The following is a 17,568-nucleotide window of genomic DNA, read 5'->3' as shown; positions in this document are numbered from 1 at the left end:
ATTGTGTACGAAAGATCGCCTATTGGAACAGTCTATTGTATCAGTAGATTGTTTGGGCATTATCACAGTGATCTCCGTTGACGCTATTTTGTTTGGCGCATGCGGGCGATTATAACTCTATCTCTTGAAGTTTTACACTACTTTATCTTTTTCAGTAGATTCCAGGGATTCTGTGGATCAGTGCTGTATGCACCAACTTCCCAATCAACGACCTCCGCTTTATTCCAAAGATTTTGACAGGCAAAAATAGGAGGAGAGTCTCCTGCTGAGGCCACCCGACAACGTCCGCATACGGCTTTCATCATGCATTGCATGGGAGCAAGCGTGAGGATAATTGTCTTATCGTCATGGCGTTTTGTTTCATGTGTGGCAATAACGGGCGCGCTGTCAGGAACGTTAAGACCATTTACGGAGGCGTGTGTGGAAACAATGCGCACACTGGGATGATATTGGCGAACCATCGCTAAAAGCTTTTCACTTATTTGACTTGTGTCGATATGAATAGTTGCCTGTGACATGCATGAAGCAATCTGTGCAATTTGCGCAAGCCAACGAGAGTCTGTCACAAAATGTGTGTGGGGTTTATTATCAAGAAAGTTTCCAACCGGTCCCATGAGATGGACGGTATCTCCGATGCGCATATTCGCAAAGTTTTCTGCAGAGTGAGACGATGAATAAATCAAAAATGAGACGGTGTTGCTCTCTTTGGAAATGTGTATGGGCAGTAATGCGAGAGATTTCTCCAGAAAGTCACCGCCTGCGGATACAACGTTTAGCCGATAAAAATGCCCTGGCTTATATGTTTTTACAGCAGCGGGCGCATGAATGACGACATGATAACCGGGTGTAAATCCACAGGGAAAAACTTGTGTAATAGTTGCCTGATAAAAGCAAGAGAAGTTTTTAATGATGCGTGAAGGGTCTTGTGTGGGTTCTTTTTTGATCAAGGATGCATGAATGGACCGTGCTCCTTTTTTTGCGCTTGCTAAGGCTTTGACAACGCTGCCCGAATAATCCGGGTGTACGTCTCCGTGCTGGGAAACAGTGATAGGGGTATTGGTTGTGTGTTGGATAAAAAATGATGATTGATCTGCTGTTTTCTGAAAGAGGGATTCTTCGTTAACAACTATACGCGCATCTTCTCCCATATGTGTATTGGGATGAATACCAGTAGCGACCAAAAGTGTCCGTGCGGAAATTTCTGTTCGGGTTTCACCGTTCTGCAAGACAAGCGTCTCTAATCTTCCTTCTTCATCAGTACACGCGTGATGAATGGTTGTATTCTCGATAAATGTCACTCCCTGATCTAAGGCGTTCTGAATCTCATGCTTGTTTGTTGTGTAGGCGGGAGAGCTCTTGAAACGTCCGCGATAAATAATAGTGACTCCTCCTGTGGCATGTAAGAAAGATGAGAAGCTTTTGTGATGGTCGCGATGAATGTTCTCAAGGAGTTGGAGATGGGCATCAATCTTTTTGAGGTGGGGGTAAGCTTCTAAAAGGGTCTTTTGTTCATAGTTGCTGAGAGCACTCCAAGCGTGTGCAAATTTTTCCAACTGACGCCTATAGTAGACCAGGGCTTCTGTTGCTGCATCGCAGGCCGTTAAACCGCCTCCTACAACGACAAGAGGAAAGTCAATCCATAGATCGCTGGGGAGATCTTTGTGATAAGCACCATGATTAAGGTGCATCAAAAAATCAGACGCTACATGAACACCATATTTGACGTGACGGATGGCCGGCAAATCTTTGGGGCGACCTGTTCCCACACACACAGCTACATGGGAAACACCATGATCAAAAAGATCTGCGAGTTGCACCTGGCTGCCCAAGCGCAAACCATCGAAAAGATTATACTGAGGGTTGCGTGATAAAATAATGCGCACCAACTGCAAATAGTTTTTATCCCAACGTGCTGTAATTCCATACTCTGCAACACCACCAAATCCATCAGGAATGCGTGTATCAAGATCGTGCCAAATATCTTGTATATGGGCAATCGGCTTAGTGATATAGGCAGAGTTAATCGGTTTTATCCTGAGGGCATCAATAGCAATTACTGTGTGCCCCATGTGCATCAAATGATGGGCAAGCCCGAAACCAGCAGGTCCCTGACCTGCAACAAGAATGGTATGTCCAGATAACGCCTGGGGAAGAGGTGAACGAATACTCAAGGGGTTCCAATGGGTAAGAAGTGCATAGATTTCTACGCCATATTTTTGCTCAAGAACGGTGTCAAGGATGTGTGTTTCAATGCTTGGGACATCAATAGGTGTATGGGCATGAAGGATGCAGCTGTTTGTGCAATCACTGCAAATACGCCTTCCAGTAACAGCGACAAGAGGATTATCAACGACAATTGTTGCTAAGGCACTCAGGGGCATTCCATCCTGAAAAATATGGATCATCTCGGATATTTTTTGGTCGAGGGGGCACCCGATCATTGGGGCACCATCATGATTTATACGCGGCGAGTGGTGGTCCAATTTTATACCAGTGCGACATGTATCCTTTGCCCGGGGATGACAAATAAGGCAGCTGTTCTCATGTAGGCCGATATAACCAGTGTCGGGTTTTTGATCACAGAGGTTAAAATTCTCACGGATTTTTGTTGGTTCTTGTGCAAAACCAATCATCCCATTTTTTAGGGGTGTACCCATAGGATCTATGGAATTGGAAAAAAGCAAAGAGCCCCGGTTGGCATCATTCCCTTCGGGGGTGTAACATGCCCAAAGAGCATATTGAATAAGTATATCAACAGCGGAAGCATCTTGTTTCTCTAGCGCCTCATTCACGGCATGCGCAAAAGCCACATCTGTAACAACCCCACCACACAGGTTAAATACTGCGCGTTGAAGGATACTGTGGTTGAGCTGCGAAAGATTGTTTTTGCGCGTGTCGTGATGAACGATGCGCCGAATAAACGTTTGTTTGCATGCATGCAGTATTTTTCCATTATCATTGATATTTTTGGCTGAAACATTAAAATTGTGACTATCGAATTTGTCCCGCAAAAAACTTTCTAAAAAAGGACTTAAGGCAATAATAAGGCTGCTTTCTTGCAGAGGGGTGATGCGATCGGGGTGGTTTCGGGCTTCTTCAAGGCGTGTTTTCAAAATATCGGGTAAGTGGCGTACAAAAAGACGATCAAGTTTTTGTAACGAAGACTGAGAGAAAAAGCTCTCAAAGGGATATGGAAAATTTTGAAAATTTGTCATTTTCGTTCGCAAAATAGTAGACTATGATCGTATAGCGTTTAAATCTAGAGACTTATGCGATATCTGTCTAGCTGTGACACCACAAGCCTTGAGGGAAAAACAGCCGTTGTACGTGTAGATTTGAACCTTCCAGTCATCGATGGGCGTGTATTCGATGATAGCCGTATTCATGCTATAAAGCCAACTATTGAATTTTTGCGCACCCATGGATGTGGCGTTCGGTTGTTGGCACACATGGGTCGCCCTCAAGGGAAACCAGTTCCGGCTTTTTCATTGGAGTCCCTTATTCCAACACTTGAGGCTGTGCTGGGCATCCCGGTTGTTTTTTCACTCGACTATGCACCATCAGATGCTCCTGTTGTGCTTTATGAGAACCTCCGGTTTTTTCCTGGTGAGGAGTTGAACAATCCTCTTTTTGCTCATGAGCTTGCGAAGTTGGGACACTTTTTCGTCAATGACGCTTTTTCTGTGTCACATCGCGCTCATGCTTCAACAGTGGGTATTACTAACCACCTGGAGGCGTATGCGGGCATTACACTCAGTCACGAGATTGACGGTCTGCAGGCTCTTTTGACAACACCCAAGCGACCCTTGATTGCGATAATTGGAGGGGCAAAAATTGCAACCAAAATTCATCTCGTAGAAAACCTTTTAAAAACCTGTGACCATGTTTATCTGGGCGGTGGTCTTGCCACGACATTTTTGAAGGCGCAAGGGTTTAATCTTGGGCGCTCGCTGGTTGAAGAAAAATTACTGGACTGGGCGCAAGGAATTCTTCAAACACATAAAAATCTTCACTTGCCTATTGACGCTGTGGTTTCAACAGCCCTTGCAGCAGGAGCCAGTGCGCACACCATGACGACTGTTGATGTGGCAAATGATGCAATGATGGTCGACATTGGTCCTTTTTCACGGAGTCAGTTATGTGATTTATGTGCCAAAGGGGGCACCGTTGTTTGGAATGGTCCTGTGGGGGCCTTTGAGTATCCTCCTTTTCATGAGGGAACTGTGGCAGGATTACGGTACTTAGCGACGGAAACACGTCTTGGTAATCTTGTGAGTATTATTGGTGGTGGTGAGACGGTGGCTGCTGCAAAAATGGCTGGCTGTATGGGGGACTTTAGTTTTGTTTCCACGGCAGGCGGAGCCTTTCTTGAGTGGCTTGAGGGACGTGAGCTCCCGGGGATCAAAGCTCTTGGCTATGAATATACCCCCAAGGGAAATCATTCATGATAAATGCACGCAAAACAAAAATAATAGCCACGCTAGGACCTGCGTCATCATCATTGGAAACAATTGAACGGTTGACATTGGAGGGCGTGAATGTTTTTCGGTTAAACTTCTCCCATGGGACCCATGAAGATCATTTGCATTGCATTACATGCATTCGCAAAATAAGCAAAAAATGCGGCAAAACAAGTGCCATCTTGGCTGATCTTCAAGGTCCTAAGTTGCGTGTGGGGACTTTTGTGAAAACACGGGAAACGCTTCAGCAAGGTGCAGAATTTTCTCTCCATCTTAAAACTGTTGATGGAACAATTAATCACGTACAGCTTCCACACGAGGAGATTTTTTCAGCAATACGTCCGGGTGACCAGATTCTGATCAACGATGGCCGTATTGTTCTTGAGGCATTGCATGCGGGGGGTGGTGTTATCAAGACACTGGTGCGTCGTGGCGGTGAGATTTCCGATCACAAAGGTGTTAATGTTCCAGGCATAAATCTTGATATTTCAGCGATTACAACGAAGGATCTTACCGATTTAACATTTGCTTTATCTCATGAGGTGGACTGGGTGGCGCTTTCATTTGTGCAGTCAGCGCAAGATGTAAAAAATGCGAAGCATTACATCCAAGGGCGAGCACGGATTCTCTCGAAAATTGAAAAACCTCAGGCGTTGAATGATCTTACCAATATTATTTTTGAATCCGATGCTGTGATGGTTGCGCGTGGTGATTTGGGTGTTGAGCTTGATGTTGAAGATGTACCTCCTGTACAACATCGTATTATTGACATGTGCCGCAAAATGCGAACCCCGGTTGTTGTTGCGACGCAAATGCTAGAGTCAATGATTGTGTGTGAGACACCTACGCGTGCAGAGGTCACAGATGTGGCTGAGGCCGTATACGCAGGGGTAGATGCTGTCATGCTTTCGGCAGAATCTGCTTCGGGAAAGTATCCCATAGAAAGCGTTCAGATGATGAATCGTATTATTGTGCGTGTGGAAAAAGATCCTCAATACACAGAAAGGATTTATAGGTTTTCACACACTATGCCACTTGCGGATGGTCATAGTGCATTTGTCCAGGCTGCAACGAATGTGACCCAGGGTCTATCAGTAAAAGCAATTGTATGTTTTAGCACAAGTGGTGCTACGGCTCTTGCATCAGCTGTTAGCCGTCCGCGTGTGCCTATTTTATGCCTTACACCCAGTATTAAGACAGCAAATTATGTAAATCTTGTATGGGGCGTACATGGCCATATAGCCCGAAATGTTATGACTATGCCGAACATGGTGGAGGAAGCGTGTGCGCATGTTGTGACTCATGGCTATGGTCGTGAAGGAGATAGTATTTTGATTACCGCTGGCCTTCCGTTTGGTGTTTCTGGTCCTCCGAATGTGTTGAGACTTGTGGAGATTGGCAATACGTGTACCTATGAGTGAGGATAAGGGATAACGTGTGCTTTGCTCCCACCTCTTTGCCTTTGTTTTGAGGAATTATCTGTTATCTCCTATAGGGTTGAGGTATACTGTATTTTGGGAAGAAAGCATCAATCAAATCTTAAGCGCATTTAAGAAATCGTGATGCAAATGGGGAGATTTTAACAAGTGAATCGCGCAAAACTATCTATTCAAATTGCTGTTGCTGGGCTTTTGGCATGCATCATTCTTCCAGAGATTCTTCCTTTGAATCTACTGACTCCTTTTTTTCTACCAGACATAGAGCGCACCCTTGGTCGTAAAATACATGTGAATGGTTTGATTAAACTGCGCGTATTTCCTTATATTCGACTTGTGGCTAATGACATTCATCTTGAGAATGTTCAAGGAGCAAAGCACAAAGATATGATCGCGATTAAGTCTCTTGTGGCGAATGTGGGCTTTATGCCTCTTTTGCGCAAAAAAGTGGTTCTTTCGGGGCGTGTCGTGCGGCCGATGGTTAATCTTGAACAGCTTTCCGAGAAACAGGATAATTGGACTTTCGTTAGTGAAGAAACCACCGAAGAAAAAGGAGCAAAAGCAGAAACAGAAAAGAACGAAACGCAACCTAAGGGTTCACCCTGGGTAATCTCCCTTGAGGATTTCAAAGTAAGTGGCGGACAGGTTGAGTACCGCACACCAGGGGGGACAAAAAATATTCACCTGACAACCGCTTCTTTCGGTGTAACCACAGCGGATCAAGGACCGTATTTTGCCCACCTGCGTCTTGTCTATGAGGGAAGCTCTTACGATGTTTCGGTGCGCACGCTTTCACCTTTGAGTGACCCTGATGTTGGTATCGTCACAAAGTTTGAGGCTGGCGATGGCCGTTTTTATTCAGGATTTACAGGAAAGTTTTCGCTTGCGCAAAAAACTATTTCTGGAAAGTTTTCGGCTAAAGGTAGTATTCAAAAGCTGGGTTTGAATGATATTTTGCTGCGTCATAAAGCGACGCATCCCAAAATGTACGCTACTTTTAATACCCAGCTAAAGGCAACAGAAGCGATGGTTGATCTCAAACAAACGCAGCTTGATGTTCCTATGACCCGCATTACTGGCGATGCAAACGTCAAACTTGGTGCGCGTATGGTGTTTGATGTGCTTTTTCAAACCCTTGATAAAGAATCATTCTTGCGTGTCAAAACACACACAAAGGATTCTGCTCTGGTTCATGGGGTGCATCTTAAGGTGGATCAGATAAAGGGCTTACTTGCCCGATATGATTTTACCTCTCCTCTTGAGCCGCAAGCACCCCTTGAGGTTCGTGGCAATGTGCTACAAAAAGGGAACTCTTATGATCTGAGTGATGCAGTGATTCGTTTACAGGATGCCGAAATTGCGGGGGGATTCTCATATCAAACGGTAGCAGGGCTCATGCGCGCTTCTGCAAATGTTCACTTAAAAACGTTGCGCAAATGGTGGCAAGTCGTTGATGCTGACTACATGCCAGGTCTGGATTGGGTGAAGGTGACGGCCTCGGCCCGTGAATCATCAAAAAATGTCCTTACGTTTGATACGATGATTGATATGGAGGGCGAGGGTGCTGTCAACATTAAGGGGACACGTACCGACGGTACTGTAAAGGCTCATTGCAATCTTCATTACGCCGAAGCGCAGCACTTAGCCCATCATCTGACGGGAGATAAATCCTATAAAATGGGACCGTTCCAAATTGCTACAGATGTTATGAGTCAAGGAAGTAAAACCCTCTTGGACAATATCATTTTTCACTCACGTCCTATTCGCGGAAAAGGATCGCTGCACGTAGAGTCGCGCGGCAAAGAAACCCATATCAGCACAAGCCTCAATCTTCAGGATTTGAATGTAACAACCCTTCTTGAGTTCTTGGATGATGATGATGACGACGGAAGTGTAGAGCGCCACATACCACAAAAAATCAAAGACCTGGCCTCGCGTAATCCTGTGACGGCAAAAGTTATAGATCCTGGTTGGTCAAAGAAAAAGCTTTTGTGGCCTCAGGATTTGTTTGTAAAAGCGGAAATTAATATTGGAAATGTGGTGTTGGTTCAGCCATTAATTACCAATAGCTCTCTTCGTGTGAATATGGGGGAAACCCTTCATGCTGATTTTAAAGGAAAGTCTGCTTTAACGGATAAACCCTGTCATGTGATCGCCCATGTGAAACCCCAGGGCGGGATACACCATATCAAGCTGGATATGGGATTTAACGAAATTCCTTTTAACTCAATTATGGGGACAGTTACAAATGTACTCAGTTTTGGAGGATCTTTAACAACAGTTGCGCAGCTGGCGACTTCAGGTTCATCCCTTGACGGACTGATGAGGGGGCTTGATGGTCATATCAAAATTAAGGCGAACAAAGCTTTTATTGATGGTGTTAATTTGATCAAGCTGAGCCGTAAACCGGAGAGTATTTTGGGATTGGCCATGAAGATTCTTTTTAAAGAGGCAGATAAAGGTCTTCAAAAAGCGCTGGGATTTTTCAATCTTGCATCTGGGAAAAATAAAGAGCGCACTGAAATTTTTAAATTACGCAGCCATATACCTATTACAAAAGGAAAGCTGGCATTTATTGATACTATTCTGAGGGCAGAGGGACTGGAAGGTGATATCAACGGATATGTGGATCTGGCGAGCCGCTTTGCAGATACAAGCGGCCGCTTTATTTTACCTGAAATCAAGCTCAAGGATATGCCGCCGATTACATTTACGGCAAAAGGTCCCTTTGCCAATCTTGTCGTGGAAAATACGGCGGATAAACTAAAAGATTATTTTTTGAACAATGTTGTGGGAAGTCTTGCGGGCAAAGCTGTCACACAAGGTCTTTTGAGTGTTTTCCTGCCCGGGGTAGGAACGTTGATAGGGGCTGTTGCGAGTAAGGCGATCGATAGTGTTCACGATGCCTCTGTTGATGCTGAAATTGCCAAAGAACGGCAGGATCGAGCAGAAAAGGAACGCCAAAAAGCTTCTTCAAAAAAGAAACCTGTTGTTTCTGTCTCCTCACACATCAATCCTGAAAAACCTGATCCTAAGAAATCTGAGGCCTCGTCTACAAAGAATGGTTCCTCCAAACCCCTCAAAAGCCTAGAGAAGGAACTTAAGAAGGGCATTAGGGGACTTTTCGGTTAAGGGAAATGCTTTGCTATCCTGCGTTGTCAGAGGGCACGTTTCCATGATAAGGTCCTGAAAATTTTTCTCCTGTTTTGCTATGTGGCGTGGATTACTCTTCTCCTTTTTGCTTGTTTTTCTTTTGATTGGTATTGGTGTTACAATTGCGTATACCCACAACCATCCCCTTGCTTACAATTATGTAAGTGGTTATCTTTTTAACACTAAGAGAAGGGCGTCTACAGAGCTTGCAAAACACCTGACACATGAAGTTCTCCAAAGCTATATGATACACCGGGATTATCGCTGGATGCGCGATCAGATTCATGGGGATATTCGTGGTCATAATACTTTTTCGCAAAAATCTATCGCTGATGTTTTTGCGCAAGCATCTGTGCCTCATAACAAGCTTGTGCGTATTCGTATCAAAAACAACAATGTCTATATCAAAAAACCCTATGCACATGTGATGAAGTCGGGAATACGAATGCAGAGGAGTATCTTAGTCATCCTCAATGTGCTTGAAGACATGTGCGCGCGGGGGCTTCTTCCTGATGTAGATTTCATCCTTTCGTGCCAAGATCGCCCTGAAAAAACAGATTGTATGGAGGGTAGTGGGTACCCAATTTTTGCTTTTTCAAAAGACACACAGGACTCCTTTGAAAAAGGTCTCATACTCTTTCCTGATTTTGAAAACATTGTGATGGCTTATGCAAAAATGCCTGCCTTGTATGCCTCGTATGGAAATGTTCAGACCTTTGAGAAGAAGGTTCCGGTCCTTCTTTTTCGTGGTGCTGACAGTGATGTCACAGGGTATCGCCATCGTCTTGTTTCGTACGCTGCAGATAAAAGCTTTATTGATGCTGAGATTGTGACGCATAATCACAATCGGGGGAAGTCGATGGAGATTCCCCAACAGGTTAGATACAAATACAATATTTCTGTGGATGGTGTAACCGCCACGTGGACGCGAGTGGTATGGTTATTGGCGACAGATACATTGATGCTGAAACACCGGTCTTCCCGCTACCAATGGTTTTATGGAGGGCTAAAACCGAACACACACTATGTTGAGATTAGTGACCACCCGAATGATTTGCCGAACACGTTTGCCTGGTTGGAGGCCCATCCCCTTGAGGTAAAGGCCTGTGTGGAGAATGGGCGCGCCTTTTATAAAAAGAATCTACAAATGCAAGGGATTTATGGTTATATTTACGTACTTATGCACGCTTATCATAGCAAGCAGCGTTCACAGGAATTATTCACGTTAGATAAAGATGATCATCTTTATGGGTTATGGAAACGAAAAGAGTATAAGAAAAAATCTGCCGAACCATCTATTATTTATAAAATCCTCACCCAAAAAGAGTGGAGACAGTTTCAAAAAAGAGGAATCTTTCAAGGGAGTGCGTTTGATAAAGCATCAGGTTTTATGCACTGCAGCACCAAAGAGCAAATCGCTCAAGTTCGGGAGAAATTTTTTACCCAAAATGAGAAGCTTGTTCTTGTTCACCTTGATGTCTCTCGTATTTCTCGGGATCGAATGAAGTTTGAATCTAATAAACCGGGGGGTATGCGTTATCCCCATGTCTATGAGAATCTCTTACTATCAACAGTGGTGAACAGTGAATCCCTTCGATAAAAACCGATCAAAGAGATAGTGGATTTAGAGGGCAATCAGCTGTGTTTTGATCGTGAGCATATCTTTCCAGGCTTTTGCTTTTTGTCCCGGCGATCGCAGCAGATAAGAGGGGTGGTAGATAGGCATGACACGAAAGGATTTGCGTTCAAAGAGTGTTTGGTAGGTTTGTACTTTACCTCGAATGCGTGCAATTCCCCCACCCGCACTGAGAACTGCTTGAATAGCGGTTGCCCCCGCTAGGATTAAGAATTGAGGGTTTACTAATTCAATATGGCGCGCGATTATCGGGGTGAATAGCTGTATCTCCTCATCCGTAGGGGTGCGATTCCCAGGTGGACGCCAGGGAATAACATTTGTAATATACGTGTTTGTAGCGCGGGTAAGACTAATGCTTGCCAAAATACGATCCAGTAACTGGCCACTTTTCCCCACGAAAGGTTTGCCTTGAATATCCTCATCGGCACCTGGCGCTTCACCAATAACCATTGCCACCGGCTGTGTGGATACACCATCACCAAACACAAGCTGTGTCGCGGTTTCCTTGAGGCGCACATAAGAGAATGTTTCGCTGTACGCGCGCAACGCCTCTAGTTCAGAAAGAGGGCCCACATCATGCATGATAGAAGCTACTTTTTCATTTAGAGATAGTGTTTTTATCGGGGGAGGCACTCTTCCTTCTCCTGGTTGTGTTGGTGAAGATTGGGTGTTTGGCACACATGGGGATGGAATCGTGTGTGTTACAAACTCAGGCATCTTCGGAGATAAAGGCGCGCGTGCATCGAAGCGTTCATGGAAAATACCTCCGGGTGTTTCTTCCAGGGCAACAGATGAGCCCCACTGCAGCGTATAAATATGATTAGGCGTCGTCTTCATCGTCGGGGTCTTGGCCATAAGTTCCCCCAAGATACTGATTAATGGCTGTGTAAATTTTTTCAACTGTAACACCTGGCTCATCATGGGAGCATTCAATATGAATATCGGCCTCTTGGTAATGTTGCCCATACTGATCAAAAAGCCCAGAAAGTGTTTCGCGCGGATCAGCATTCTCCAATTGTGGGCGATGACTACGGCGAGATACCCGTGCGATGATGCTGTCAATTGTTGCATCCAGCCACACAGAAACAGTTTGCTGTTTAATAAGCGTTCGATTCACCTCATCCGCAAAGGCACCAACGCCGGTTGAGAGGACATGAGGGGGCTCATTCAAAAGTCGCTTGATCACACGACGCTCTGCATCACGAAAAGCAGACTCCCCATATAATTCATAAATATCAGAAATTGTACACCCTGCAGCAAGTTCAACCTCTTGATCAGAGTCGTAAAAGGGAATGTTCAATTTTTTGGAAATGCGGCGCCCAATGCTGGTTTTGCCTACACCCATCATGCCAACAAGAACAATCGATTGATTTGGTCGAAAAACAAATTTCATAAAGCCCTATTTACCCATTACTCACAGTTTGATAGATACTAAGTATGTAACTTCTACCACGAAAATCAATTCAATCAAGGTATTTCATATGCGTGCAATGTGGTCAATCCTCTTTATTATTTTTATAGGTTCGCTGGTTTTCCTTTGGTTATGGGGAATTCCGAGCCCTTCCACTGAGGTAGTAAAGCAAATTCCCAATGATGTTTTATTAAAAATATAGTGCTCATGAAAGTATATCCCTCCCTCATGGCGGCAGATTTTGGGAATTTGGCCGCATGTGTTTCCGTGTTGGATACACTTGCTGATGTGGGTGGCTATCATCTTGATGTTATGGACAATCACTTTGTGCCTAACTTCACCTTTGGACCCTTGGTTGCTGGCGCCTTACAAAAATATGTTACAAAGCCTTTCGAGGCCCACCTTATGGTACAGAATCCTCTCCAGCATTTTGATCAGTGTGCGCAAAATGGTGTTGCACATGTTTTTACACACATTGAAAATACGCCAGATATTTCTGATGCGTGTGCAAAAGCGCGTGGGTGTGGGATGGGTTATGGGCTTGTGATCAATCCAGAAACACCTTTTGGCCAAGCTCGTGAGTACCTGTGCGCTATTGATTCTCTTCTGGTGATGACAGTGAACCCAGGTTTTTGTGGTCAGATTTTTATGAATGAACTATTACCTAAGATTGATGAGGCTTTGTATTATAGGAGCACACGAAACCCGCTCCTGCGCATTGTTGTAGATGGTGGTGTTAATGCAGAAACTGCTCCTGCGTTGCACAAACGGGGTGTTGAGGAGGTTGTTGTAGGTAGTTATATGTTTAAAGACATTTCCCTACCCGATGCCCACAGGTATAAGGCCCGCATTCGCTCCTTGTACTCCTAACTTGAGGATTTTTTTATGCACAAACTACCCATATCCAACACGCTAACGGGAATGTTTTTTATTGCGGTGGGTATATTTTTGTACTCGCTCATCAATTTGGTAGTGAAGGACTTGGTTTGCCAATATTCCTTAGGGCAGATTGCTCTTTTTCGTATGGGGTTTGCTCTTTTGCCGGCTCTTTATATGTTGCGCCAAACGGAACCAAAGCGAATGTTTGCGACGACCACACTCCCTCGGTTGATGGTCATTGCTTTTACAAACTTTGTGGCGATTATTCTGATTTTTAAAGCGTTTTCTCTTTTACCCTTGGCTGAGGCCCAAACACTCTGCTTTACATCAATTATTTTTGCCACACTCATGGCCCTCTTTGTTTTGGGTGAGAAAGTAAACCTTCTTTCCGCAACAGCTGTTTTTATAGGGTTTTTGGGCATTTTAGCTGTGGTTCAACCACACACAGGCTTGACAAACATGTATGGGGTCTGTGCAGCCCTTGGCTTTGCTTTTTTGGATGCTGTTACGCTTGTGAATTTGCGGATTTTGAGTCGTGATAATTCTGGTTACAAAGTGGCCTTCTATCTTATGTTTTTTGGCACAAGTTATCTTCTGATTGTGTTTATATTAAAGCCCTATCTTCCAGAAATAATAACCACGCTTCTTTCTGTGGAGTGGGTTCCTCTTGGACAGAAAGACTTTTTCAGGATGGCATTTGTGGGTTTGGTTGGGGGAATGGGACAAATTTGCGTAAGTGTTGCCTATAAATATGCGAAAGCGGTTACAATATCACCGGTGATTTATACAGGGGTTATTTGGGGAATTTTGTTTGACATCTTTTTATTTGGGCGTTCCCTTACGCCTCTTCTCGTGATTGGCGCCCTTCTTGTGATCGGGAGCGGTCTGCTTATTGTCTATAATGAGCATATATTAGCAAAAAATACCCATAAGACGAAATTTCCTTACACATGATAAAAAACTATGGTAACTATGAATAACAAGGGCGGCCACATTTTGTTTTAGGGAGGAAGCCTTGGTAGTGACCGCGAGTATTTCTTGCGGTCACTGTTTATTAAAATTTTGTTAGGGTCGTCGATACTTCTGTTTTATTCAGCATAGTGCTGTCATATCATTGGCATTATTTTTGCTGTACCAGGCGCTTGAAAAAATATTAGAGTCCTGAGTGAATCCACCCACCACCAATAACACGGTCATTTTCATAAAATACACAGGCCTGTCCGGGGGATACTCCGTATTCGGGCTTGTGGAGTGTTGCTGTTGCGCGACCGTCATCATGCACGGTCAAAAAAGCTGGTAGTGGCTCTTGTGTTGAGCGAATTTTCACGTGAACAGGCTGTGGGGTATGCGTTGTCAGGCCCCCAAGGTTATTGAATTCTTGGATAGGGATGTGGTGCGTGGCAAGAGACTCTTTTGGTCCCACGATGACTCGATTGTTTGTTGCATCTATTTTTACGACAAAAAGAGGCTCACCAAAACTGACACCTAGCCCTCGTCGCTGACCGATCGTGTAGTGCACAATGCCTTTATGTTGGCCTAATATACGACCATCTTCATGGATAATTTCACCGGGCTTCAGGGCTTCGGGGCGCATATTGATAACCACTTGGGCATAGTCACCGTTAGGAACAAAACAAATATCTTGACTGTCTGGTTTGTCTGCGACGGTAAGACCAAAGCGTGTGGCGTGTGCCCGTACAGTGGTTTTAGGCATCTCCCCCAACGGAAAGCGCACATAATTAAGTTGATTTTGGGTGGTGGCGAACAAAAAATAACTTTGATCACGTGAGTAGTCACATGCACGATGGAGTTCAGATCCGTGGGTCCCTTCGAGGCGGCGAACATAATGCCCCGTTGCCATAACCTTCCCACCCAGTTCATGTGACATTTTCAGAAGATCTTGGAATTTCACCCTTTGATTGCACCGCACACAAGGAATAGGGGTGTATCCTGCCATATAAGTATCAGCAAAATCATCAATGACCGCTTGCTTGAAAACACTTTCATAGTCAAGCACATAGTGGGCAAACCCGAGGCGATCAGCAACTTGTCGTGCATCGTAGATATCCTGACCTGCACAGCAGGCCCCTTTCTTACCCATAATGGCGCCCGTGTCATAGAGTTGCATGGTCAGGCCCACAACATCGTACCCGGCTTCAACTAAGAGGGCCGCTGTGACCGAACTATCAACACCGCCCGACATAGCAACAACAACACGTGACCCTTTAGGAATTCCCAGATTCATTTTTTGCTTCACTATTTATTCTATTTATATAATGAATATGTCAGCAATGTTCAATGGATCACAAAAAATTTGGAATATTTATCGCACATAAATAATCCCGTTAAAAACTCAGGGGACACAGTGGTATTTAAGGGGGTTGTGCACGTAGTTTCTCTTGCGGTATCTACCCTTGCCCATGTGAAACCCGTTGTTCTCTATGGCGAGGATGGTTTCACTATTTTATATAAACGAGAGAACTATCACCAAATTCAGGATGCATTTATTGCGTTTATGCGTCGAGAAGCAGAAAAAACGTTACCGCATGAAATTCGCACTCTTTCGCAGCAAGTGAACCTCCCTTTTAATCGGCTGACTATACGTCAGACAAAAACCCGCTGGGGGAGTTGTTCGTCGCAAAAAAATATTAATCTCAATTGGCAGCTTATTCGTGTGGATGATCGCTTGCGCACCTATGTCATGATTCATGAGCTGTGTCATCTTGTGCACATGGATCACAGCCCCGATTTTTGGAAGCTTGTTGCCCACCACTGCCCAGAATATCGTACATTACGGACACACATGAAAAAAGTTAACCCCCACTGGATTGATGCTATGTATCAAGGGAGTTTTTGGCGCCAGTTATTCATGAGGCGTGTGTGACAATAAAGTAAAGTATATGGGGGTTTTTGAGATTTTTTTATGAAAAGTATTCCCCCAATGAGACCATGTGAGGCCCTTGTGGGGCGGTATGAACTATGCTAGTATTCATCTGGTTTTCAATATAAAAAGGTTTTCGTATGAAAAATTGGGCGTTATTAGGTACAGTGATGGCTTTTCTTGGGGGATGTGGTGACAGCAAACCTCAGCCAGGTGCACAAGATACCGAAAAAACAGAAGCTGCAGCTCTTGCATCACAAGCTGATGATAGTAAGGGTTCTGATGATAATAAGGGTGAAGAAAAAGCTGCTGCTGCCGCGGATTTGACAACGCCGGCGCCGGCTTCTGATGCAAAAGATAAAGATGCAGATGATGAAGACGACGAAGATGACGAGTAAATCGATCGTTTTTTAGCTATTTGCGAAGCCCCATTATATGGGGCTTTTTTTATAGATAAATTATTAACCTAGGTAGAATACAATCATAGTGATTATTTGAGAGAAGTATATCTACCAATGAAAAAAATCCCCCACTTTCTTATGGCGACCCTTTTTTTGATGAATCTATCAGCAAGTACAAATAATGGTAGTTTTTTATCCAATGTTATTGATCAAAAATCCCAAGAAAGACTGCAAGAAGCAGCCGGAAATAAGTTATTGGGTTTTTTGGGACTTTCTAATCATTCACCCGAAAAATCCTCAATGCCTTCGACGCAGGTAATTCAAGGAGAAAAACAACCAGATGAAACCTCCGAACGAGTCTTGTATGACACAGAATTTGCGGCAAGACTCATCATGAAACCAGGAGAGACTCATGGCTCTTTGGGTGTGGTTACGAAAGTAGGGCCACATCCATTTATGAAAGATGCGGGTGGGATATGTGTGAGCTTTGATGCAGTCGTTGATAGAGCAGGACGCAAGATCCTTCCGGTGAATCTTAGGGATGGAATGGTTGTTTATGGCTATTTAATCTTTGATCCAAAAGAGCAATATCCTCGTCAATTGGAGTTAAGGCCAGATACACAAAAAACATTGGCGGGATTGCAAAACAAAAATGTATGTAGATTTGGTGTTTCTGCTGCTTTCACCGCCATTGGTGGCAATGATGTTCATGCGGTTAGGTTTGAGTAATGCGCTTTTTTCTACTGAGCGTCTTTTTGTTCAGCAGTCTTTTAAATCCTGTGGAGGGTTTTTTTGAGTATACATTTGATAAACTTGAAGAATTAAGGCCTCATAAAAAAAGTGGTGCACAAGTGCACCTTTCTCAATCAGAAACAAAAACTCTTTATGCAAAGAAAGTCTGTCCGCCCCCCCCACTGTGTACACCATGTGAAGATAAACCCAGGGGTGATAGTGGTCTAAAGGAGAATACAAGAAAGGCGATCCCGTCAACTGTGCATCAACCTACTCTTCGCGAGTTTTCGCAAAAAACTGTTCCTAAAGATGACACCCAAGAGCCCAGCAACGATGAAGATGGCGATGATGAAGGCACCAATGATGATCAGGGGGATGATCAGGAGGATGACACCCAAGAGCCCGGCAACGATGAAGATGACCATGATGAAGGCACCGATGATGATCAGGAGGATGACACCCAAGAGCCCGGCAACGATGAAGGTGGGGATGATGAAGGCACCAATGATGATCAGGAGGATGATCAGGAAGTGTAAAGCTTTTCTTTTGATCATGTGTCATGTAGGTTGATCCTAAGAA

General features: G+C 44.3%; 14 protein-coding genes. 10 read left to right on the top strand and 4 right to left on the bottom strand.

Going from position 1 to position 17,568, the window contains the following annotated elements; translation table 11 throughout:
- Nucleotides 1-137: 137 nt before the first annotated feature.
- On the bottom strand, nt 138-3,215 hold the full coding sequence (locus tag H6849_01910) for an FAD-dependent oxidoreductase (protein ID USO01777.1): 3,078 nt from the start codon (nt 3,213-3,215) through the stop codon (nt 138-140).
- Between the two features lie 54 nt (nt 3,216-3,269).
- Here H6849_01910 and H6849_01905 point away from each other — a divergent pair, with 54 nt between their 5' ends.
- The 4 genes from H6849_01905 (at nt 3,270) to H6849_01890 (ending at nt 10,649) form a co-directional block, all read left to right on the top strand.
- On the top strand, nt 3,270-4,448 hold the full coding sequence (locus tag H6849_01905) for a phosphoglycerate kinase (GenBank protein ID USO01776.1): 1,179 nt from the start codon (nt 3,270-3,272) through the stop codon (nt 4,446-4,448).
- Complete coding sequence (gene pyk / locus H6849_01900) at nt 4,445-5,881, top strand: pyruvate kinase (GenBank protein ID USO01775.1); 1,437 nt, start codon at nt 4,445-4,447, stop codon at nt 5,879-5,881. Before H6849_01905 ends, pyk begins: the two co-directional genes overlap by 4 nt.
- 165 nt (nt 5,882-6,046) lie before the next feature.
- Nucleotides 6,047-9,028, top strand: a complete 2,982-nt coding sequence (locus tag H6849_01895) for an AsmA family protein (protein ID USO01774.1) — start codon at nt 6,047-6,049, stop codon at nt 9,026-9,028.
- 106 nt (nt 9,029-9,134) lie between these two features.
- Nucleotides 9,135-10,649: a DUF952 domain-containing protein gene (locus tag H6849_01890; protein ID USO01773.1), complete on the top strand. Its 1,515-nt coding sequence runs from the start codon at nt 9,135-9,137 to the stop codon at nt 10,647-10,649.
- A 24-nt stretch (nt 10,650-10,673) separates the two neighbouring features.
- On the opposite strand, the gene H6849_01885 is transcribed toward H6849_01890, so the two are convergent.
- Together H6849_01885 and H6849_01880 are read right to left on the bottom strand one after the other, a co-directional pair.
- Nucleotides 10,674-11,585 (bottom strand): uracil-DNA glycosylase, encoded by a 912-nt coding sequence (locus tag H6849_01885; protein USO01772.1) that lies wholly within the window; start codon nt 11,583-11,585, stop codon nt 10,674-10,676.
- On the bottom strand, nt 11,506-12,078 hold the full coding sequence (locus H6849_01880; protein USO01771.1) for a shikimate kinase: 573 nt from the start codon (nt 12,076-12,078) through the stop codon (nt 11,506-11,508). The genes H6849_01885 and H6849_01880 overlap by 80 nt, the downstream gene beginning before the upstream one ends.
- A gap of 225 nt (nt 12,079-12,303) precedes the next feature.
- Here H6849_01880 and H6849_01875 point away from each other — a divergent pair, with 225 nt between their 5' ends.
- Together H6849_01875 and H6849_01870 are read left to right on the top strand one after the other, a co-directional pair.
- The gene (locus H6849_01875) at nt 12,304-12,966 is read left to right on the top strand and encodes a ribulose-phosphate 3-epimerase (protein ID USO01770.1); all 663 of its coding nucleotides are present in this window, start codon (nt 12,304-12,306) and stop codon (nt 12,964-12,966) included.
- Between the two features lie 15 nt (nt 12,967-12,981).
- Nucleotides 12,982-13,929, top strand: a complete 948-nt coding sequence (locus tag H6849_01870) for a DMT family transporter (protein USO01769.1) — start codon at nt 12,982-12,984, stop codon at nt 13,927-13,929.
- 199 nt (nt 13,930-14,128) lie between these two features.
- Here the strand turns inward: H6849_01870 and mnmA are convergent, their stop codons facing one another.
- Nucleotides 14,129-15,220 carry a tRNA 2-thiouridine(34) synthase MnmA gene (gene mnmA / locus H6849_01865; GenBank protein USO01902.1) on the bottom strand — a complete coding sequence of 364 codons (1,092 nt, stop codon included), beginning with the start codon at nt 15,218-15,220 and terminating at the stop codon, nt 14,129-14,131.
- Nucleotides 15,221-15,223: 3 nt separating this feature from the next.
- On the opposite strand from mnmA, the gene H6849_01860 reads away from it, so the two are divergent.
- From H6849_01860 to H6849_01845, 4 genes are all read left to right on the top strand, one after another.
- Complete coding sequence (locus H6849_01860) at nt 15,224-15,859, top strand: M48 family metallopeptidase (GenBank protein USO01768.1); 636 nt, start codon at nt 15,224-15,226, stop codon at nt 15,857-15,859.
- Between the two features lie 137 nt (nt 15,860-15,996).
- Nucleotides 15,997-16,254, top strand: coding sequence for a hypothetical protein (locus H6849_01855; GenBank protein ID USO01767.1), 258 nt, complete (start codon nt 15,997-15,999; stop codon nt 16,252-16,254).
- Nucleotides 16,255-16,371: 117 nt separating this feature from the next.
- A complete protein-coding gene (locus tag H6849_01850) occupies nt 16,372-16,986 on the top strand; it encodes a hypothetical protein (GenBank protein ID USO01766.1) in 615 nt (204 codons plus the stop codon).
- A complete protein-coding gene (locus tag H6849_01845; GenBank protein USO01765.1) occupies nt 16,986-17,525 on the top strand; it encodes a hypothetical protein in 540 nt (179 codons plus the stop codon). The genes H6849_01850 and H6849_01845 overlap by 1 nt, the downstream gene beginning before the upstream one ends.
- Nucleotides 17,526-17,568 lie beyond the last annotated feature (43 nt).

It is taken from the genome of Alphaproteobacteria bacterium, from assembly GCA_023898725.1.
Lineage (GTDB): Bacteria > Pseudomonadota > Alphaproteobacteria > JAUHZC01 > JAUHZC01.
This window is presented reverse-complemented; position numbering and strand designations above follow the sequence as displayed.

Bases quoted from the DNA above. Each gene is read 5' to 3' on its own strand.
- pyk (USO01775.1), top strand. From the start codon at position 4,445: ATGATAAATGCACGCAAAACAAAAATAATAGCCACGCTAGGACCTGCG.
- H6849_01855 (USO01767.1), top strand. From the start codon at position 15,997: ATGAAAAATTGGGCGTTATTAGGTACAGTGATGGCTTTTCTTGGGGGA.
- H6849_01905 (USO01776.1), top strand. From the start codon at position 3,270: ATGCGATATCTGTCTAGCTGTGACACCACAAGCCTTGAGGGAAAAACA.
- mnmA (USO01902.1), bottom strand. From the start codon at position 15,220: ATGAATCTGGGAATTCCTAAAGGGTCACGTGTTGTTGTTGCTATGTCG.
- H6849_01880 (USO01771.1), bottom strand. From the start codon at position 12,078: ATGAAATTTGTTTTTCGACCAAATCAATCGATTGTTCTTGTTGGCATG.
- H6849_01850 (USO01766.1), top strand. From the start codon at position 16,372: ATGAAAAAAATCCCCCACTTTCTTATGGCGACCCTTTTTTTGATGAAT.
- H6849_01875 (USO01770.1), top strand. From the start codon at position 12,304: ATGAAAGTATATCCCTCCCTCATGGCGGCAGATTTTGGGAATTTGGCC.
- H6849_01910 (USO01777.1), bottom strand. From the start codon at position 3,215: ATGACAAATTTTCAAAATTTTCCATATCCCTTTGAGAGCTTTTTCTCT.
- H6849_01845 (USO01765.1), top strand. From the start codon at position 16,986: ATGCGCTTTTTTCTACTGAGCGTCTTTTTGTTCAGCAGTCTTTTAAAT.
- H6849_01870 (USO01769.1), top strand. From the start codon at position 12,982: ATGCACAAACTACCCATATCCAACACGCTAACGGGAATGTTTTTTATT.